Annotated in this window: 18 protein-coding genes; 9 read left to right on the top strand and 9 right to left on the bottom strand. The window is 42.3% G+C overall.

The window, feature by feature from the left end; all coding sequences use genetic code 11:
• The first annotated feature begins 172 nt into the window (after positions 1-172).
• Positions 173-328, top strand: coding sequence for a DUF1328 domain-containing protein (locus Q0788_RS06540; protein WP_082624527.1), 156 nt, complete (start codon positions 173-175; stop codon positions 326-328).
• A gap of 133 nt (positions 329-461) precedes the next feature.
• Here the strand turns inward: Q0788_RS06540 and Q0788_RS06535 are convergent, their stop codons facing one another.
• From Q0788_RS06535 to Q0788_RS06520, 4 genes are all read right to left on the bottom strand, one after another.
• Positions 462-755: a 4a-hydroxytetrahydrobiopterin dehydratase gene (locus Q0788_RS06535; protein WP_057757953.1), complete on the bottom strand. Its 294-nt coding sequence runs from the start codon at positions 753-755 to the stop codon at positions 462-464.
• A 157-nt stretch (positions 756-912) separates the two neighbouring features.
• Positions 913-1206: a GNAT family N-acetyltransferase gene (locus Q0788_RS06530; RefSeq protein WP_298808883.1), complete on the bottom strand. Its 294-nt coding sequence runs from the start codon at positions 1204-1206 to the stop codon at positions 913-915.
• Positions 1207-1404: 198 nt separating this feature from the next.
• Positions 1405-2853: an acyl-CoA desaturase gene (locus Q0788_RS06525; protein WP_298808882.1), complete on the bottom strand. Its 1449-nt coding sequence runs from the start codon at positions 2851-2853 to the stop codon at positions 1405-1407.
• Positions 2854-3011: 158 nt separating this feature from the next.
• Positions 3012-4214, bottom strand: a complete 1203-nt coding sequence (locus tag Q0788_RS06520) for a 2Fe-2S iron-sulfur cluster-binding protein (protein ID WP_298808880.1) — start codon at positions 4212-4214, stop codon at positions 3012-3014.
• A 449-nt stretch (positions 4215-4663) separates the two neighbouring features.
• On the opposite strand from Q0788_RS06520, the gene ettA reads away from it, so the two are divergent.
• Positions 4664-6325, top strand: a complete 1662-nt coding sequence (gene ettA, locus Q0788_RS06515) for an energy-dependent translational throttle protein EttA (protein WP_057757965.1) — start codon at positions 4664-4666, stop codon at positions 6323-6325.
• Between the two features lie 183 nt (positions 6326-6508).
• Positions 6509-7369 (top strand): hypothetical protein, encoded by an 861-nt coding sequence (locus Q0788_RS06510; protein WP_298808877.1) that lies wholly within the window; start codon positions 6509-6511, stop codon positions 7367-7369.
• A 50-nt stretch (positions 7370-7419) separates the two neighbouring features.
• Here the strand turns inward: Q0788_RS06510 and plsB are convergent, their stop codons facing one another.
• Positions 7420-10224 (bottom strand): glycerol-3-phosphate 1-O-acyltransferase PlsB, encoded by a 2805-nt coding sequence (plsB, locus tag Q0788_RS06505; protein WP_298808875.1) that lies wholly within the window; start codon positions 10222-10224, stop codon positions 7420-7422.
• Between the two features lie 247 nt (positions 10225-10471).
• On the opposite strand from plsB, the gene ybaK reads away from it, so the two are divergent.
• Both ybaK and Q0788_RS06495 read left to right on the top strand, forming a co-directional pair.
• The gene (ybaK, locus tag Q0788_RS06500) at positions 10472-10960 is read left to right on the top strand and encodes a Cys-tRNA(Pro) deacylase (protein ID WP_298808873.1); all 489 of its coding nucleotides are present in this window, start codon (positions 10472-10474) and stop codon (positions 10958-10960) included.
• A gap of 205 nt (positions 10961-11165) precedes the next feature.
• Positions 11166-11540, top strand: coding sequence for a 5-carboxymethyl-2-hydroxymuconate Delta-isomerase (locus Q0788_RS06495; protein ID WP_298808871.1), 375 nt, complete (start codon positions 11166-11168; stop codon positions 11538-11540).
• 110 nt (positions 11541-11650) lie between these two features.
• Here Q0788_RS06495 and Q0788_RS06490 read toward each other — a convergent pair whose 3' ends face one another.
• Both Q0788_RS06490 and Q0788_RS06485 read right to left on the bottom strand, forming a co-directional pair.
• Complete coding sequence (locus Q0788_RS06490; RefSeq protein WP_298808869.1) at positions 11651-12121, bottom strand: hypothetical protein; 471 nt, start codon at positions 12119-12121, stop codon at positions 11651-11653.
• Positions 12122-12243: 122 nt separating this feature from the next.
• The gene (locus Q0788_RS06485; protein WP_298808867.1) at positions 12244-14064 is read right to left on the bottom strand and encodes an acyl-CoA dehydrogenase C-terminal domain-containing protein; all 1821 of its coding nucleotides are present in this window, start codon (positions 14062-14064) and stop codon (positions 12244-12246) included.
• Between the two features lie 382 nt (positions 14065-14446).
• Between Q0788_RS06485 and Q0788_RS06480 the strand changes: the two genes are divergently transcribed.
• Positions 14447-15568: an FUSC family protein gene (locus Q0788_RS06480; RefSeq protein WP_298808864.1), complete on the top strand. Its 1122-nt coding sequence runs from the start codon at positions 14447-14449 to the stop codon at positions 15566-15568.
• A 30-nt stretch (positions 15569-15598) separates the two neighbouring features.
• Here the strand turns inward: Q0788_RS06480 and aroE are convergent, their stop codons facing one another.
• Positions 15599-16462 carry a shikimate dehydrogenase gene (gene aroE, locus Q0788_RS06475; protein WP_298808861.1) on the bottom strand — a complete coding sequence of 288 codons (864 nt, stop codon included), beginning with the start codon at positions 16460-16462 and terminating at the stop codon, positions 15599-15601.
• Between the two features lie 490 nt (positions 16463-16952).
• Between aroE and Q0788_RS06470 the strand changes: the two genes are divergently transcribed.
• Entirely contained in the window at positions 16953-17615 is a 663-nt protein-coding gene (locus Q0788_RS06470) for a hypothetical protein (RefSeq protein ID WP_298808859.1), read from the top strand.
• A 3-nt stretch (positions 17616-17618) separates the two neighbouring features.
• Positions 17619-18611, top strand: coding sequence for an aminotransferase class IV (locus Q0788_RS06465; RefSeq protein ID WP_298808855.1), 993 nt, complete (start codon positions 17619-17621; stop codon positions 18609-18611).
• Positions 18612-18614: 3 nt separating this feature from the next.
• Here the strand turns inward: Q0788_RS06465 and Q0788_RS06460 are convergent, their stop codons facing one another.
• Positions 18615-18812: a DpnD/PcfM family protein gene (locus Q0788_RS06460; RefSeq protein WP_298808852.1), complete on the bottom strand. Its 198-nt coding sequence runs from the start codon at positions 18810-18812 to the stop codon at positions 18615-18617.
• A gap of 143 nt (positions 18813-18955) precedes the next feature.
• On the opposite strand from Q0788_RS06460, the gene Q0788_RS06455 reads away from it, so the two are divergent.
• Complete coding sequence (locus tag Q0788_RS06455; protein ID WP_201606892.1) at positions 18956-19522, top strand: hypothetical protein; 567 nt, start codon at positions 18956-18958, stop codon at positions 19520-19522.
• The last annotated feature ends 290 nt before the right edge of the window (positions 19523-19812 follow it).

Genomic DNA, 19812 nt, shown 5'->3' with positions numbered 1-19812 from the left:
TACAAACTTTACATAACCTACCGATATTATTACTAAAATGAACGTTTTTTAGAGACGAACATTGCTAATCTATAAGCGTAAACAGTAATAACTAGCATTAGATAAAAACAAGTTAAATAGATGCTATATAAATTCTAATATCTGTTTTTTACCATTATTTGAGGAGAAGATTATGTTTCGTTGGGCTATTATTTTTGCAGTAATCGCATTATTAGCGAGTTTCCTAGGTTTTGGCGGTGTCGCAGGATTGTCTGCTAATTTGGCATACATTTTCTTAGCAGTCGCTGTTATTTTGTTTATCGTTGCTTTTGTCAGTCGTAAGATGTAGACACGGCTTATAGTTATAAATAATTACTATAGAAAAGACCCTCAATTGAGGGTCTTTTTTTGTCTGCTTCAACTAGGGTAATTTGTACAGAGCAAAGATAATCGGCATCAAGGCATACGTTATAGACTTGCTACTACAACCGTTTGGGCTGAATAATATGCTCCATACGTTTGGCTAAACGAATATCTAGACTAGAGATACCGCCTGTATCGTGGTTGGTTAAACGAACCTCCACGATATTATAGGTATTACGCCATTCTGGATGGTGCTCAAGCGCTTCAGCATGAAATGCCGCTTGATTCATAAAGCTCATAGCTTCGATAAAATCGCTAAAATGATAGGTTTTGACGATACTATTGCCGTCACGTTGCCAGCCAGCAAGCTCTTCTAGCTGTAGATTGATTTGTTTGTCAGATAAACTACTCATATTAATAACCTTTATTGTTATGTCGAATTGGTTTATTAAAAGTGGTGTTGGGGTATGTCTCCTATGCGAAATAAATATCTACATATTTTTCTGCTTCGCCTGATATCACTTAACTGAGTCTCGTTAACGAAGTAATTGAACCTAACTACGTAGCCAATTAAACTAAATCTTGATACTCAGGATGTTTGCTAATGTATGACGCGACAAATGAGCATTGTGGTATCACTTTCTTGTCTTGCTCGCGTGCATAATTCAATGCGTGCTTAACCAGTGCTGAACCAACGCCTTGACCGCCTAATTGCTGCGGTACGATAGTATGATCGTAGACCAATTTGTCAGCACTTTCCTGATAGCTAATATAACCTGTCTGACCATCGATAGAGGTCTCAAAGCGGTTCGCTGCTTGATTATGAACAATGTCTAGATTTGGTTTAGAGGTTTGGTTACTCATTAATATACTCCATTTCTTATTATCGAATTTTTATTATGAATTAAATATTTATTAATTTAATAGTGCCAGTTTAGTATGTAGTTTTGACGCTCAATTATCTAGACACTTACCGTAATGGTAGATAGGACGACTGTTAACGTTATCTATGTCTTCTGTTCTACCTTATCATGGCAATATCTGGTTGCAAATATGAATATTTCACCATGCATATGATATGGCCTTACGAACGACTGGAGGTAAAAAGCGAGTGAGACCACTAGTGTTTTCTATCGGTAATTTGTCTTCTAAATCGGCCGCTGATCTATTATCTGTATAAGCAGTATTATCTGCATTTTCCGTTGATTGTACATACGCTTGCCATTCTTTTTCACTGGGTTTGCTAAAGTGATAAATACGTCCGAGTACTTGCTTTAGTTGCGTACCAAAGCGGCCAGTGTTATAGCTTAAACCATACTTACGGCATATGGCCTGTACCTGCGGCGCAATCTTTGCATAGTGGGCAGCTGGCATATCAGGAAATATATGATGCTCAATTTGGTGGGACAAGTTACCTGTTAAAAGGTGAAACCATTTGCTGCCTTTGATATTGCTAGAGCCAAGGATTTGGCGTACATACCAGTCGCCTTTACTTTCATTGGCATCGAGATGGGTATAGATATGCGCTTGCTCAGTGAAATGCCCACAGAAAATCACCGCCCACGTCCATAGGTTACGGACAGTGTTGGCAGTCATGTTGCCGCTCAACGTACTAAAGGCGCTACGACGACCTAGTGTCAGCGCTACTATAGACGGCAGTGCAATATAGTCTTTGCCTATTTGCCGTCCAATTTTGGCAAATAACGCGCGAGACTTTTGCTGCATGATTTTGTGCAGATCAGGGGAGTCAGCGTATTCATCTGCACTGATTTGGATGTCGTGAAAAGCTACTGCCCATTCAAAGCCAAATGCCAGTACCGCTGTACTAAACATATTGTAGCGATCTTCTGGCGTCCAAGGCTGCTCGTCAGTCACTCGAATCAAGTGATAGCCTACGTCATGATCACGGCCAACAATATTGGTAAAAGTATGATGTAGATAATTATGAGAGTGTTGCCATAATGGAGCAGGGCAGACAATATCCCAGTCGAATTTTTGACTATTAAGGTGCGGGTGTTGCATCCAATCATATTGACCATGCATGACGTTATGACCCAGCTCCATGTTGTTCAATATTTTGCTAAAGCTAAGTAAAGACGTACCTAGTAGCCAAGTAGCGACCAGACTGCGTTTCGATGGCATACGCCCAGCCGCTGCAAGTAAACCACGGGCGATAATTTCACTATATACCACGGTGGCATATATCCGCTGTATGTAGCGTGCATCCTCACTGCCTAGCGAGTCCATAATGCTTTTATATAGGGTATCAAGCTCTGCAGCTAAAGCATCACTCTGAGGCTTTGACAAGGGAGCATCAGTTACTGTTGGGTAGCGCGTCCGTGTTGATGTGTCTGACTGATCGCTATCATTGATTGGTTCATCATTAAGCTGCGTGTAAGACGTTTTCGGAGTCAAAGGCAGAGGCGCGTTTTTTGCTAGCTGTGCATCGGACAGTGGCGTCAAGATAGGCACGGCAGATTGTGGCGTAGTAACGGGTGGTAGTAAGCGCATAAATAAATCCTTAACCGAGACGGCATGAATAAACAGCACTGCATCCGGTTTGATAAGTTATCTGAGTTTTAGCCTATAAATTGACGTTTGTCTTTTATTTCTCATAGGTTGTCTAGCATATGCTTTCTATTGAGCCAGTTGTTCTATTAAGCCAGTCATTAAATATCGAGTATCACATCAGTCATGGCGATATTGATGCAAGTCTGAATAGACTCGTAACCATCACCGCTCACTTTCCCTGTCTGGACGTTTTTGACCACGCCGCTGACTTTATTACAGCGGCACAACTGGCAAATACCTTGCCGGCAACCATGTGCTAGTCGTACATCTGCATTTTCAGCCGCAGCCAGTATGGTCGTGTCACTGCTAAACTGTCGTTGCCGTGACCGCAAATAGACAGTGTGTTCTTCTACAGGTATCGTTTTATCGAATGTTTGATTGCTACCGTTATCAACATTAGCTAGGGCATGACCAAAGTTCTCTACGATGATGTTATCGCGCAGCTGTTTGTCTGTAGATAAGGTTATCTCTGCGGCGGCTTTATATAAGCCAGCTAATAACGCTTGTGAACCGCAGGCAAATATTTGCGTATCTGATAGAGGTAAGTTTAGCGACAGCAGGCTCTCTACACTTAAATATCGTGTGCCAGCCAAATAGGTAGTCGGCTCTTCAGTATGGATTAGATGATAAGTGAAGTCTGGATGAGTATCGTTCAGCTGTTGCCACTGATGTTGTAGTTTGGATGAAACAGTCCGACTATAATGCAATAGCGTCACCTGATGTCCATTACTCAGGGCTTGAGTGATAAGTCCGAGCATAGGCGTGATACCGCTACCACCAGCGATGAATAGCAAAGGAGTGGACTGCTTATTATCTGAGCCTTCCTGCACTACTATGGATGTTTGTCCCAAAGTGAAATGACCAAGTGGCAGACTTGTATCAACGACGCTAGCCAGTGGCATTTGCTTGGTTAAATAGTTAGATACCAACCCTTGCGGTTTAATCGCGATAGTTACCGTATGACGTTGGTCTGCCGTATGGCTCTCGGTAGTATCGTCGCGCCACCAGAGGGGTTGATGCGCCAAACCCACTATCGAGTAGCTACGCTGGTGATAAACTCCATCGATACAAACGCGAAAATCAAGATACTGACCGCCTTGCCAACCACCCATCATCTCAGAAGTCTGCTGTTTAAAGGCTCTGTTAGTCTCAAATCGAAGTGCTATTAAATCATCACTTAATGTATAGCGTGCCATCAGGCGCAACTTAGGCGTCGTCAATGACCAAAACGGATATAAGCGCGCTCCGATAAAATCGACAAACGCACGTTGAATAATTTCAGGGCGATAGCCGTTGGCCATATTATCAGTACCTGTATGATTGCTATAAAGTAGATGTTGAGACGAACACAAAGTCAGATAATCAATCATTTTGATAATTAAATATCAAACAGACCTACTCGAACTTGTTAAGCCACACTAACATGCTAACGGCTATTGATTAAATTTGCGAAAGTTTTGATGCTATTTTTTGTGGTCTTTATAAAACGCTAATGAATCAAAATGTTAAGTTAGTTCATTAAGATAAGACTCCTCGAGTTGCTTTTTAAAGCGAGTTTTATAGCCAAAAGGCATAGCCTGCTGTCAAAAACAGTAAAACAACTGGTAAAACAACCTGTCAGCTTGCAGGGTATGCGCCACAATGCGATAATGACCTATAATTTGTAACCCTGATTTTGAGGTACGGCACGCTTGGCATCATCGCTGAGTTGCATTTGCTGTTCTCTTCTATGCAGTCTATCGGAGTGTTAATGGCTCAATATATTTACACGATGAACAACGTGTCAAAACTTGTTCCCCCTAAGCGTGAAATCCTAAAAAATATCAACCTATCGTTTTTCCCTGGTGCCAAAATTGGTGTTTTGGGTATCAACGGTTCAGGTAAATCAACCTTGCTACGTATCATGGCAGGCGTGGATACTGAGTTTAGTGGTGAAGCACGCGCGCAAGCAGGTACCAAAGTTGGCTATCTGCCACAGGAACCACAGCTAGATGATAGCAAAGACGTTCGTGGTAATGTCGAAGACGGTATGCGCGAAGCACTAGATGCGCTAGCACGTCTAGATGCTATCTATGCTGAATACGCAGAGCCTGATGCTGATTTTGATAAGCTTGCTGAAGAGCAAGGCAAGATGGAAGATATCATCCAGTCTTGGGATGCGCACAACTTAAATAACCAGCTAGAAAAGGCAGCCGACGCGCTCCGTCTGCCACCATGGGATGCGGACGTTAGCAAACTGTCAGGTGGTGAGAAACGCCGTGTGGCACTATGTCGTCTACTATTGTCGCGCCCTGACATGCTATTACTTGACGAACCGACCAACCATTTGGACGCCGAGTCTGTTGCATGGCTAGAGCAGTTCTTGCAGAACTACAGTGGTACTATCGTTGCCATTACCCATGATCGCTATTTCTTGGACAATGTTGCTCAATGGATATTGGAGCTTGACCGTGGCCATGGCTATCCGTATGAAGGCAACTATACTGAGTGGCTAGAGCAAAAGAACACGCGTCTAGAGCAGCAGAACAAGCAAGAAGAATCATTTGCTAAAGCGCTGAAAAAAGAGCTTGAGTGGATTCGCAAAAACCAAAAAGGCCAACAGGCTAAGTCTAAATCTCGTGTACAGCGTTTTGAAGAATTGAACTCAACTGAGTTCCAAAAACGTAATGAGACTTCTGAGATTTATATTCCACCTGGTCCACGTTTGGGTAACAAGGTTATTGAGATCAATGACATCTCTAAATCATTTGGCGATCGTCTGCTGTATGAAAACCTAAGCTTTAACGTACCAGCTGGTGGTATCGTTGGTATTATCGGTCCAAATGGTGCGGGTAAAACCACACTGTTTAACATGATTACTGAGCGCGATACGCCAGATACTGGTTCAGTCGATTTGGGTGAAAGTGTTAAAGTTGCCTATGTTGGTCAGGTACGTGATCATCTAGATGATAACAAAACTGTATGGGAAGAAGTCTCTGACGGCCTTGATATCATTACCGTTGGCGACTACACCACGCCAAGCCGTGCCTATATCGGACGTTTTAACTTCAAAGGTTCAGATCAGCAAAAGCACGTTGGTCAATTATCAGGTGGTGAGCGTAACCGTTTGCAGTTAGCGAAAACGCTAAAGCAAGGCGCCAACGTATTGCTCCTCGATGAACCATCAAACGATTTGGATATCGAAACCTTACGTGCACTAGAGGATGCGATTCAAGTATTCCCAGGTACAGTAATGGTCGTATCGCATGATCGCTGGTTCCTTGATCGTATCGCGACTCATATCTTGGCGTTCGAAGAAGAAGGCCCAGTCTGGTTCGACGGTAACTATACTGAGTTTGAAGCGTATCGTAAAAAGACGATGGGTGATGATGCCAGTCCTAAACGTGCCAAGTACAAGAAAATTACCAACTAATACGGTTGTTTAATATAGTCCAATCCAAAAAAAGACCGCTAATCGTTAGCGGTCTTTTTTTTGTTTAGCTTAAAAGTTTATTAGTATTATATTTTTACTGGCTATACATAAGTAGGTTGTTTAATTAAGTATACTGAAGTGTGGATAATTTAAGATTAACTTGAACCATTATCAGGAATTAATATGAAATTAGAAATAGATTTATTTCAAGATTGGAAAGATATATTGAAAGAAGATTTAGAAAAAAGTGGATATAACCTATCTAATATTGAAGAAAAGAATATACCTATTCTGTATTTTAATGTAAAAAATAGAACTATTGAGGAAAAACATAGAACGGTAAACGTGTCAAAAGAGTTCAAATGTCCTAGAGAGTTAAAGGAAGGATGGCAGTTTCTAAAAGGGCATATTGAGTCTGGTAATCTTTTAAATGCACATTTAAGTAAAAGAGTAAGAAAAGTGAGAAGTAAAGACACTATGCTTGATAACTGGGGTGTGCATCACTTTCATCTGGGTGAAAATATGGATGATGAATTTGTTAAACAAGGTAATCCACTAGTGTTTGCAGTAGTAAGAGAACATGTTTTTTATGCTATCGGTATCTTTAAACATGGTGACTGGGCAAAACAAGAGATTGTTGAAATTATACATAATAATTGGCCTTATATAGTAAAGGACTATAAAACAGAAGGAATGGATGGTGATAGTTATAGCGAACAAGAAATAAAAAACCTTAACGAAAATGGTTTGAATATACTTATCAAAGTCAAAGATGGAACAGTATATTCTCCGATGGGTGGTGGACGTTCTCTATCAGGATATAACGTAAAGGCTACTTATTTTCAAATAGCAACAGAGAAGCTCTTAAGAGATATAGAGAGTCGAATTCAAGAACAATTAAAAAATAGTGAATATGATTTTAAGATAAAGGCGAAGCTATGTATTTTGAATGATAGATATACTGTTACCTTTGGTAGTAATGACACTGATTTTAATATATCTATTCCTAATTTAGATATTCATGAGGATATTGTCTCGTTATAAGTACAAAAGCAGCGCATTGGTATGATGCACTGCTTTTCATACATTTTATCCTAACGCTTACGCCCAAACTTACGCTGCTTTTTATTACTAATCTCAGTAATAGCGTGAGTGATTTCTTCTTCGTCCAAACTAGCGACTTGTTGCAAGATTTGCATCATATCAGGCGTTAGTACGTACTTAGCATGATGAGCGATATCATTAATACGATGATCGAAAGTCAATATGCCTGTTTCATCATCTTTTTGTAGATAGTCAAGACGAGTCAACGCACTGATGAAGCTGGTAAACAAGGCGCGATCAAAGAAGTCAGGAATATCATCTGCATAAAGCACAGACAAACGCTGCCCAAGCAGATGACACAGGTCAACAACTTCGTTTTCAGTCAAATTACCAGAGCCTTGCTGAGCAAGTAGAGCAAGCGTCATAAAGTAACGCTCAAGGCTTTGGCCAACTGGAGTTGCCAGCACTTGTAGCTGCTGATAGTGCTTGCTATTAGACTCAGGAACGCTAAGCGTATCATCACCTAGGTCAACGATGAGCCCATGAGACAGCAGATTATCAACTTTCTTATTGAGCGTATCAGCTAAGCCATGTGCTGGATAATACAAGAACAGCTCACTTTGTAAAAACGGATATAGCTGCTCAGCGATACTATCGAGACGGCTGCGTTTGATACGCCCGTTGCGTGCGACTAGTGCAGACAGGAATGACAGCAAAATAAAGACATGCAAGATGTTGTTACGGAAGTAGCTGAGTAATGCTGCTTGCTTACCTGCGACCTGAATGATATCACCCAAGATGTGCGGTGTACGCTCAATAAGTTTTAGCTTAATACCATAATCAATGATTTGCTGCGGCGTCATATCAGTGATAACTGTATCATCCGAGTAGACCAGCTGCTGAGCCAGACCTTGATACAAAGCAATTTGCTCACGGCAGATGTTTTCATCCAATGCAGCTTTCGGTGCCGAGAGTAGAACCAATGACAACAGCGAGACAGGGGTGACGACCGCAGCTTTATTGATATGCTGCATAACTTTTACACCGATGTTATCAACCATGGCGCTGGTTTTTTCATCAAGCGGCGAGTCAGTACGATCAGATGGCAAGCTATTGGCTGGCACATCGAATTTTGTCATAAAGTCGCTAAGGTGCAACGGTGTACCAAAGCTCAAGTGCACATTGCCGAAGATACGTTCGATTTTACGGCCAACTTTGAGTAGTCCGATCAAAGACTCTGACTCTTTTGGCTTACCCTTTAGCTCACCGACATACGTGCCGCCTTCCATAATGCGCTCGTAACCAATATAAGTTGGAATAAATACCACAGGCTTATTGGTTTGGCGTAATTGGCTATGCACAGTCATCGCCAGCATGCCCATTTTTGGCGGTAGCAGGCGACCTGAACGTGAGCGACCCCCTTCAATAAAGTATTCAATCGGAGTGTTGCGCGTGATCAGGGTATGCATATATTCGCGCAGTACAGCGGTATATAGCGCGTTACCACGGAAGCTACGACGAATATAAAAAGCAACTGCACCGCGTAATAGTGGACCTAATACAGGCACATCTAAGTTATCACCTGCTGCGACATAAGGGATACTCAGACCACGTTTGTAGATGACATAAGACAGTAATAGATAGTCGACATGGCTGCGATGACAAGGCACATAGATCAGTTCGTAATCGGTCGCAAGGTCACGTACTCTCTCGAAGTGATGAACTTCTACGCCGTCATATAACTGCGTCCACAACCATGTCAAAAACTTGTAAAAACCACGGATGATAGAATGAGAGTAGTCATTGACCATCTCATTAGCATAGCCTCTGGCCTGACTACGAGCTTCTCGAACGCTAGTTCCTTTTTCGGCCGCTTCCATTTCGATCGCATGCTTAATCGCTGGTGAGTACACCAGTTTGTCTACCAAGTTGCGTCTATCTGATAGATCTGGGCCGAGCATGCTAGCGCGCTGTTTATCTAAATAAATTGACAATTGCTGCTGCAACATACGAACCAGTTCACGATTACTATCAGCTGATGCGACTAGCGCATAGCTTGGTGTTTGCTCAGCGTCAGTTGCGGCATCACTGTTAGTGGCCGTTGACTCTATATCGAGTGAATCCGTCGCTGTTAAACTTGCTTTAAGGGCATCTGTAGCAACTGAGTCAAAGGTAGCAGGTCCTTCCACGTCGCCTTTGAGATTATCATTGATAATGGTACGTAAGTCTTGCGGTGGATGAAACTGTACAAAAGTATCGCGGCCCATCACCCCGATATTAAATAATTGTTTAGTGATACTAGGATCTTGCCAGTTGTCAGCAGTTAGCAGCTTAAATAGCGAATCTTCCTTTTCAGGTGCGCGTCCCCACAGAATCGATACGGGCACTAGACGTACCTTTAGCTCGGGGTATTGCAATACAGCAGATACTAAGCGAGAAAGGCGAGGAGACAATTGGCTGTCTTTAGCACTTGGGTGATTCAAAAATATGATTGCCGCATTTTCTTTAATATTATGGGCGGCATCATTTACTCCAACCAGTGCTGGCGGTAAGTTGTGCTCTTGCGTCTGCAAATCAATCAGAATACTGTTGGAACGAGAGTAGTCCTGCAGTACATAAAACCGTAGCGTCTGATCATCATTGTCGAACTCAGGTAGCTCGCCTAATAGCTTAGGTTTTACGGCGATATCGAGCATCTGACCTGACAGCTTACGATACAGCTGATTGATCGGTGCATTAGAATAAGGCTTCGTAGCGATTGCATTGCCATCAGTTTCAGCAGTGTCAGTTTCAGACGTACGGTCAGTCGAGACCGGCGCTTTAAAAATCCGTTTTTTTAGGAACTTCGGTATCATAATCAGTATCAAAAATAGTCAAATATGTTGCGCTTATGATGCCATAAAAGCCACCAAAGCGATATATAGTGTCTGTATATACTACCAATATTAATACGGTTTGGTTACGCTGTAGTGAGTGACAAATTATACAAAATGCTCAAACATTTGAAAGTTCATATATTTAGGGTAATAATATATTTTTATCACCGATGACTCATAAATATAGCGTCTACTTTTCAATTTCATTTTATTAAGCTTAGAACCTATGACTCCAGCTATTGATCTTGCCAAAAAACGTAACCTTGATTACCAAGTACACGAATATACTCACGACAGTAATGCTGCATCGTTTGGCTTAGAAGCCGCAGAAAAGCTAGGCGTAGCGGTGACACAGGTGTTCAAAACTTTAGTAGTGATTACCGATACTGGTGTGCTCGCTGTGGCGATATTGCCAGTCGATAAAACACTTAATTTTAAAAAAATGGCTAAGGCGCTATCTTCTAACAAATTGCTATCCTGCAAAAAAGTGCAGATGGCCGACCCAAAACAAGTAGAACGAAGTACAGGCTATGTGTTGGGTGGCGTCAGTCCACTGGGTCAAAAGAAGCGACTAAAAACCGTGATAGATAGCACAGCTCAAGATCAAGTCACTGTCTATGTGAGCGGTGGCCGCCGCGGTCTAGAGATTGAATTGCCGCCTGCACAATTAGCCACAACGCTTGATGCTTGCTTTGACGCTATTACTGATGAATAAAAGATTCTACGGTAGCTATAATCTGCCTATTACAAAATGGCCGTGCCGATAGTTTTGCTAAGTGTATTCATGCCTAATTTACACCGAGTTCGCTTGTATTGAAGATATTTTGGCGCAAGATTGTTGTAGATTGACCATAGCGATAAGGCGTAGACTTATACGCCAGCTTATCTATTAATTTTTATCTACATTTAAGGACATGCTCATGCCACATTTAACCATTCAAGTGACACCCAACGTCAGTATCGCTCACGAAGAATCATTGCTCAAATCGCTAAACAAAGCATTGTGGGATAGTGGTCAGTTCAAGCTGCCTACTGATATAAAAGCACGCATTGTACCTATTAAGTCATTTCTAGTAGGTGTTGAAGACGATGAGCAAACAAATGGATTTATTTATGCTCATCTAAAGCTGATGAGCGGACGTGATATGGCCACTCGTGACCAGTTGGCTGAGCTGTTGGTTGCTACTATCGAGGAAAAAATAGGCGCAGAGCAGTCAGGGCGTGCAGCATTGCAGATATGTGTAGAAGTTGAAGAGATAAGTGCGGTGTATCATAAGAAAATGCTTGGTAGTTAACAGTACTTGCCTTTTCGAAAACTGTATTTTAAAAATCACCTTCTCAAAAACTGTTTGTTTAAAAAAGCGACTGCTCGTAGGCTAAAGTTGCCAAAGTTAAATGATTACAATCATTTGCATAAAGACTGACTGGCATACGTTGGTATTATTATTACTTCAACCTTGTAGCCCGCAATTTTGCCTTCGGTAGCCATAAGATTGCGGGCGATACGCAATCGATATGTGCCCGTCGCAGGTAAGCAGCCTTGATAGACGATACCGCCTTTACCGCCATCTTGTATACCGTTCGGCATATGTAATACGCCGACATTGGCAGTCTCAGATGTTCCCGCAAGTGGGGTAATATTTATCATGGCATACTGTCCGCGTGTAGCGTCAAAACGATACCAGCGTTCATTGTCATTGTGATTTAATTTACCAGTGACGACGCTACTAATAGCACCTTCTGTAAAATGAATAGGGGTATCGCTATTTTTAGCAGTCGCACTATTTGCAGACATACTTGCTAGTACAGTGCTAATTACCAATGTTTGCATACAGCGTGTGGCTAACGCGGCAGCTTTGTAATAGGGTATTGGCATAGCTTGCTCCTAAATCTGCTAGTTGCTGTGGATTCTAAATAAGCATGTTTTCAGTTAAGCACAAAAAAGCGCCTAAATGATAGGCGCTTTTTTATTGATTATAGATGCGGTTTTAGTCAATTTTAATCTAAGAAAGCAAAGTGATTGATTTCCATTGATGTCATGCTTTCGCTTGGAGCAACCATCGCTTCTGCGTGACCAGACGTGCGTGGTAGCAACTTATCAAAGTAGAATTCAGCAGTCTGAATTTTTGCTTTGTAGAATTCTGGTGCTTCTGTGCCGCCATTTTCTAGCTTTTCATAAGCTACTGCTGCCATACGAGCCCAATGATAACCCATCATTACGTAGCCTGAGTACATTAGGAAATCCTCTGACGCTGCTGAGATGATTTCACGATCTTTACGTGCCATCAGCATCAAGCGAACAGTCAAGGTGTTCCACTCAGCACATAGTTTGGTCAGTGCCCAAACGAATTTACGCATTTCTTTATCGAGTGCGTACTCGCCACACCATTTCATGATGCTTGACGTGTAGTCACGGATAATCTTACCTTTAGACTGTAAGATAACCTTACGACCTAGTAGATCAAGTGCTTGTACGCCAGTGGTGCCTTCGTACATCGTTGCGATACGAGCATCACGAGCGATTTGCTCCATGCCCCATTCTTTGATGTAGCCGTGACCACCATAGACTTGCTGACCATGCTTAGCAGCTTCGATACCTAGCTCAGTTAAGAAGCCTTTTAGAATTGGCGTATAGAAGCCCAATTTGTCGTCCCACTTTTCGAATTCTTCATCATCGCCATTGACGATACCTTGTGCCATTTTATCTGCATAACGTGCTGAATGATAAATCATTGAGCGACCGCCTTCAGCAAAGGCTTTTTGCGTCAGTAGCATACGGCGTACGTCGGCATGATGGATAATAGCATCAGCTACCTTTTCAGGATCTTTAGTACCAGATAGCGTACGCATAGAACGGCGTTCTTTGGCATATGGCAAGGCGTTTTGGAAAGACAATTCAGTATGCGCCAGACCTTGGATACCAGTACCGATACGAGCCGTGTTCATAAAAGTGAACATAGCTTTTAGGCCTTTATGCGGTTCGCCGATTAGGTAGCCGACTGCGCCATCAAAGTTCAATACACACGTCGAAGATGCGCTGATGCCCATTTTGTGCTCAATTGAACCACAAACAACGGCATTGCGCTCGCCAGCTTCACCTTCAGCATTCGGGGTGAATTTTGGTACGATAAATAGTGAGATACCGCGCGTGCCTTCTGGTGCATTTGGTAGGCGTGCTAGGACGATATGGACGATGTTATCTGTTAAGTCATGCTCACCGCTTGAGATAAAGATTTTGGTACCGCTGATTTTGTAGGTACCGTCATCTTGTGGAATGGCTTTTGATTTAACTTGACCCAAATCCGTACCACACTGTGGCTCAGTCAGACACATGGTACCTGCCCATGAGCCTTCGACCAGTTTAGGTAAATACAGTGCTTTTTGCTCGTCAGTACCGTACTGAAGCAGCGTGTTGATACAACCTGTTGATAGACCAGGATACATTGACCATGACCAGTTAGCAGTACCGATCATCTCAGCTTTGATAAGGTTGATTGACGTTGGCAGATTCATACCACCGAATTCTTCAGGATATGAGATACCTTGCCAGCCGCCTTCTACAAACTGGTCATAAGCCTCTTTGAAGCCTTTTGGCGTGGTCACGACGCCATCTTCAAAATGACAACCTTCTTCACCACCTGATTGATAGAGCGGGGCAATGACATTTTCAGCAAAGTCAGCCATACCTTGTAGAATCATGTCTACAGTTTCAGGATCAGCGTTTTCGCCGTTGTCTAAGCTTTTATAATGTGTCTGATAGTCAAATACATCATTAATCAAAAATTTGATATCACGTAAGGGGGCTTTGTAAGTTAACATAATCGCTCTCTTTGGTTAGTTCGCTATCATAGACTTATGGCGCAATATTTGAGTCACAACTTATGTAAGCGATATTTACTTATTTTAGATGAGCTAGACGTTATATTAGTCATCAAGTGAGTTATTAGTGGACAGCTTTCCAGTGTGTTAGTTATTAGAACGTCTTTAGTGACGGACAGCTGTTATGGCGTTGATATGATTATAAATCTTAAACAGCGACAAATATACAACTAATAACTATTATTCATGATTAATTATGTTATTAATTCATTTTAGTTTGTATAGGTAAATTGTATCTTCGCTTGAAATTATTCTATAAAGGGCTATGTAGACTCATCTAAATTCAAAGGAAAATGGACTTATCAAATAGGAAAAGCCATTTATGAGTACCTCAAAAAAGCAACAGCGAGCCTCTTGGTTAAGCGCACTATTAACTCGTATCAAGTGGTTAATCGATGGTGAGCTGAATCATTTACTCACAGTCAATCGCAGTCAGCGACCATGGCATATGCCCATCATCGCGGCGATTGCGATTAGCTTTCCGGTGTTTGTAGGGGCTTATTTTGGTGACTTGTCTTCAGGTATCAAAGCATCGCTAGGCTCGATGATTATTTTAAACCTACCATTTGCAGGAGGGCTACCACATCGGCTAGTGACAGTTATGGCTTGGGGGTTTGCGATGATACTTAGCTTTGCACTGGGTCTGATCGCGCAGCTATTACCAGTACTTCGGCTACCTGTGTTTATGCTGATTGGTATTAGCGTAGTGATGTTAGGTCGTTACTATCGGCAACCACCACCAGCAGGATTGTTTGTGTTGATGGCGGGTGCGATTGCGCTATTTATCCCCGTGCCGATTGATCAAGTGCTCTCAGCGATAGGGCTTGTGATATTGGGTAGTGGCTCCTCGATGTTGCTAGCGCTACTCTATAGTTTGTTCTTATTGGCGACGCGTCCTGTTGCTTCTATACCTGTTTATGATTATCAGCCTGATATGATTAGCGATAGTCTTATCGTGGTAAGTTTTGTTAGTTTGGCGTTGGTCGTTGCCGTTCTGTTAGAGCTGCCTTATCCATATTGGGTAGCGATGAGCTGCTTTATTATCATCCAAGGTATGCAGCTACGAACCATGTGGATCAAACAGTTGCATCGATTATTGGGTACGTTGGCTGGCATGGGCGTGGCAGGTTGGATGCTGTCTTGGGGACTATCAGGATGGGGCATCGCTATCGGGATACTGTGTATGATGTTTTTGATTGAATCGTTTGTCGATCGGCATTATGGACTGGCGGTGATATTTATCACGCCGCTGACGATATTTATCGCCGAGTATGGTAGTACGATGTCAGTGCCTCCAGTCGCTGGGGACGTTATCCAAGCGCGTATGATTGATACGGTGCTCGGCTGTGTGATTGGATTGAGTGGTGGTCTAGCGATACACTCTACGCGATTGCGTGTACCGCTACGCCGTTTTGAAAATTGGTTGTTACTACGTTTTAGTTAATAGTCATAGCTCTACAATGCTTTGTTTTGATTAACTGTCTTTATTTAGCGCTGTTGTCGCTTGTGCGACATCGATAGTATGCCCAGTCCAACGCTCAAAACTTAAAGCGGCTTGACCGATAAGCATACCGTAGCCTTCTGAGGTCTGTGCGCCACGAGCGGCAAAGTGCTGCAAAAACGGTAGCGGACGACCATACATCATGTCGTAAGCGTACTGACAGTTTAGAGTATCAGCCAGCGGCAACGTATCGCCTGATAGACCGATAGAAGTGGCATTAATAATAATGTCAAAAGAGCCACTTAGTTCATTGGTGGCACAAACCTCAATATGTTGGTCATCAATCACTGAGCTGGCCGCACTGAGCTCATTTACCAAATCAGCTGCCTTAGACACGGTGCGATTGGCAATCATGAGAGAGCCAATACTTGCTTCAAATAATGGCAATATTACGCCACGCGCTGCACCGCCTGCACCTATTAGCGCCACACGAGCATCGGTCAGCTGCCAGCCCATACTCATAATGTGATTGATAAGTCCTTGTCCATCCGTGTTATCACCATAGAGTGCTTCCGTGGTTGGTACGCCACTTTCTAATAGTGCTTTGTTCAACAGTAATGTATTGACCGCGCCTGCCGTCTTGGCATGTTCTGATAAGCCACCACGCGCCGCACAGCAATCATAAGCAACTTGTTTAAAAGGAACTGTCACGTTAGCGCCCACACCGCCACCGCAAAAAAACGCCTCAACGACAGCTGTAAAACTGGCGGCATCATCAGGGCAGTACTGACGCTGATAGCTAATATCAATCCCTGCTTGGATAGCAAACTGCTCATGAATCTCAGGAGATTTACTATGGGCGATTGGATTGCCAATAACGATAAAGTGTTGGGTCATAAGTAGTCCGCTGGCTAGAGAATAAAAATACTATCAAAGAAGTAATAAGTGGCGCTCAATCATCATAAGGGATAACGCTATGATTGACAAACCAAGAGGCCATTACCAATCAATGATTAGGAAGTGACATTGTTAGTCAGAAGCTACCTTATCGCTTTTGAAAATAAATTGTGACATTGAGGCAAACATACGCAAAACACGCGCAAGCAGTTTTCTACTTTCTACTAAAGAGAAGGTCGTTTTGGTACGTTATATATTTAACAAATCTGTACTCTCGGGGAGTGCTCCGCGTAACGTAAAAGGTAGTCAAGTGCTGAGCAGTTGGGTAAACTATAAAATATGGAAACCTATATCAATATGCTGTAATGACTGCTAGATTATAATATTTGTGAAATATGCTCTTTATTGAAAACTATTCGTTATCAGCGGCGTTCCTGCCAGCTCGTTAATACTATTTCGAGATCAATCTAAAAGTGTGAGTAAATTATCCATGTGGAATCCTAACCTACAGACCCTTCTAGTCGGTATGATAATGGCAGTTGGTGTGACGCTCAGTGGCTGTGACAGCACCAAAGAAGATGCTCCAAATCCAGATGCTGAGACCACTGAGCAGGCAACAACGAATGAGCCAGTACAGGACAGCGCAAACAATCCTGACCTAGATGGCGCCACTGCTCAGCAAGGCACGCCAGTGAGATATGATGTCGCAGCATGGGGTACGGATAAGGTTGAGTCGCTCGCGGTGGACGAGTTAGATAGTATAAAATCGGTGTTTGGCGAAGTGATGAGCACGGATGAAAACAGCCTAGACTATGCCAGTAATCCAGCGGCAAAATATCGCTTTATGAAAACGGACGCGCCTTATCTAGATATCATCGATTCTGAAAAATATCTAGAGCTTGGCTGGTACTATGCCAATCCTACTGACACAGACAAAGAAAAAGAGCTGAGCCAAAACCACGCCAAAAAAGCCTATCAGCTATCACGTCAATTGATGGGTGATGATGGCGGTAAAATGGTTGCTGATATGCTCAATAGCCAAATCATCAAGAATAGAATTGTCGGTGGACAAAAGATAGAGCTAGCAAAATGTGAGTTCTACAGTTGCATGCTAGTTATCAATAAAGCCGCTGCTCAAACAGACAATAGCTAAATCATGACCGATACGACGTCAGTGCCAAACGGTTGGGTTTGTCTGTACCCTCAAGACAGTAGTTTGACTGAAGATAATAGGTCGACCAGCCAAACGGTAACGATGTCTTTAGATAATCGCGGGCTGGCATACGCTGATGGCTTCTTTACTACCATGGGTGTTATCGATGGGTTGATACTATGGTCAGATTATCATTATCAGCGGCTTGTCTCTCATGCTGAAGCCTTGCAGCTAAACATAAATAGCGAAGAGCTATTAGCCGTACTGCAACTGTATGCCCAGCAGTTAGAGCAGGGCATGCTAAAGCTAATAATTACTCGCGCTGCGCAGGATGTGCGCGGTTATGGCTATACACCTAATGTAAATGGTAGCGACTGTGAGATATGGCTAAAGGCTACCGCAATGCGAGTTTCTACTGCACTGCAATTGTCTTTACCTGATGGAAACTTAATACCTATCCAACCTAATGCCTCGGCAATATGTTTGGCTTCTCAGATTGCTTGCTTACCGCCATCGCTGGCAGGTCTCAAGAGCCTTAATCGTTTAGACAATGTCCTCGCTAGTGGTGAGCTACAACGTATAAAATCTGAGCCATTGGCATCAAAGCTTGCTTCAACACTTGGTGAAGGTCTGCTACGCGATATGAGTGGGCAGTGGGTTGAGGGTACGATAAGTAATGTTTTCTACCAATTGGCAGAAGAGTCGCTATCAGAATCCAAAACTACCTCTAGTATTCATAAAGATAATGAAAACTACCTAACCACTGGCCAGTGGTACACCCCTTCTATGGCTCAATCAGGCGTCGCTGGCGTCATGCGTCAAGTAATTATAGATGCACTATCAACGACGCAATATCCAGTCATAATCAGGTCGCTACAAGATGAAGATTTGCCTAAATTAACGCAGTTATTCTTTTGCAATGCACTGCGCGGTATCATGCCAATGAGCAGTCTGACGTTGTTGTCAGGTGATGTTGTGGATTTTGAATCCGTTTAGTTGTTATTGAAAAACAATAAATTTGGTATCAATAAAATCATCTGGATATAAAACCACTTGCTCATTTCTATACATCTCTTGCGCTTTCAAAAGCGCACTTTGCTCATCTTCTGCGACAACATCCACGATAGTACTTAATGTTTCGACAATTTCAACTTGAAAGGTTTGTGCTGCCTTTTTATCTTTTCTTATTATACTCACACTCGATTCTCATATATCGCTTCAGTCATTTATACCAAGTAGATTAGCAAAAGCCCTCAAAAGAAGTGATCGTCTTTTGTTACGTGGTCTTGTGTCTTAAAGCAAATCGATCAATGCTGCTTATCTAATAAGGAGATAAGCCAATGTACGAAGTTTATGAAGATGAAAGTATCCCGCTACAAATCCGTCGTTTGATGGTTTTTGATGAAATCTGTAAATTAGCGAAGAAAGAACCTGATGAAATTATTCATTTATCAAAATTTACTCAGTTATCACTCGGAGTTATGTATCTAAAGGATTTCAAGAAATTTATAGCCTTTGGTGGTGTGTTTGAGTATGCACAAACACCCGAAGAAGTTATTGAGCAACGTATTCGCATTTTTCCTAACGACGAGCCAGTAAAGTGTGCGCTGACTGTTAATCTAAAGCAGTTTACTCGCCCAGCTAGTACACCTATACAATTAGTGTGGTATTGGAATAAATATGTAAAGAATAGAATGCATGCTTATGTTGACTATCGTGAAGAAGTTTTTTTTCGGATAAATGATGAAATTGATTCGGATTACCCACCGCATAAGTTTCATGACCGTCTAGTTGCGACAGCTCGTCTGCCACTATGGGATGATAGAGATGAGTTAATTGCAGATGTATACCGTGACAATCAAGGCGAACCTAGACCTGAACGTTATAATGAAAGGCGTCTGTTATAATTCGAAATAATTACTATGTTATACGAAACTCATAATTAAGTTACTACTTATAATTATAGCTGCTAATAAATTTTAGCGGCTGTAATATTATGATCTTGATACTGTGTTTATATGACGTATCAGCCTTCTTACATAAATCACCACTCGCCTTTGAGGCTCCGTCAATCGAAGTTAATGCACTGGTACTTTCGCAAGAAGTCTATTGAGTGATGCATATCTCCAATAACGTTCTTCATAATTGATCGTCTTTTGTTAATGAGTATTGCGTACTGATGTTAATCGATCAATGA

Source organism: uncultured Psychrobacter sp., assembly GCF_947500265.1.
Taxonomy (GTDB): domain Bacteria; phylum Pseudomonadota; class Gammaproteobacteria; order Pseudomonadales; family Moraxellaceae; genus Psychrobacter.
Note: the sequence above shows the minus strand (reverse complement) of the source record. Positions and strands in the feature narration are given on the sequence as shown.

Coding starts and splice junctions, on each gene's coding strand:
- aroE (WP_298808861.1), bottom strand. CDS start 16,462: ATGACCCAACACTTTATCGTTATTGGCAATCCAATCGCCCATAGTAAA.
- Q0788_RS06540 (WP_082624527.1), top strand. CDS start 173: ATGTTTCGTTGGGCTATTATTTTTGCAGTAATCGCATTATTAGCGAGT.
- Q0788_RS06490 (WP_298808869.1), bottom strand. CDS start 12,121: ATGCCAATACCCTATTACAAAGCTGCCGCGTTAGCCACACGCTGTATG.
- plsB (WP_298808875.1), bottom strand. CDS start 10,224: ATGATACCGAAGTTCCTAAAAAAACGGATTTTTAAAGCGCCGGTCTCG.
- Q0788_RS06455 (WP_201606892.1), top strand. CDS start 18,956: ATGTACGAAGTTTATGAAGATGAAAGTATCCCGCTACAAATCCGTCGT.
- Q0788_RS06520 (WP_298808880.1), bottom strand. CDS start 4,214: ATGGCCAACGGCTATCGCCCTGAAATTATTCAACGTGCGTTTGTCGAT.
- Q0788_RS06525 (WP_298808882.1), bottom strand. CDS start 2,853: ATGCGCTTACTACCACCCGTTACTACGCCACAATCTGCCGTGCCTATC.
- Q0788_RS06480 (WP_298808864.1), top strand. CDS start 14,447: ATGAGTACCTCAAAAAAGCAACAGCGAGCCTCTTGGTTAAGCGCACTA.
- ettA (WP_057757965.1), top strand. CDS start 4,664: ATGGCTCAATATATTTACACGATGAACAACGTGTCAAAACTTGTTCCC.
- ybaK (WP_298808873.1), top strand. CDS start 10,472: ATGACTCCAGCTATTGATCTTGCCAAAAAACGTAACCTTGATTACCAA.
- Q0788_RS06510 (WP_298808877.1), top strand. CDS start 6,509: ATGAAATTAGAAATAGATTTATTTCAAGATTGGAAAGATATATTGAAA.
- Q0788_RS06465 (WP_298808855.1), top strand. CDS start 17,619: ATGACCGATACGACGTCAGTGCCAAACGGTTGGGTTTGTCTGTACCCT.
- Q0788_RS06530 (WP_298808883.1), bottom strand. CDS start 1,206: ATGAGTAACCAAACCTCTAAACCAAATCTAGACATTGTTCATAATCAA.
- Q0788_RS06485 (WP_298808867.1), bottom strand. CDS start 14,064: ATGTTAACTTACAAAGCCCCCTTACGTGATATCAAATTTTTGATTAAT.
- Q0788_RS06535 (WP_057757953.1), bottom strand. CDS start 755: ATGAGTAGTTTATCTGACAAACAAATCAATCTACAGCTAGAAGAGCTT.
- Q0788_RS06495 (WP_298808871.1), top strand. CDS start 11,166: ATGCCACATTTAACCATTCAAGTGACACCCAACGTCAGTATCGCTCAC.
- Q0788_RS06470 (WP_298808859.1), top strand. CDS start 16,953: ATGTGGAATCCTAACCTACAGACCCTTCTAGTCGGTATGATAATGGCA.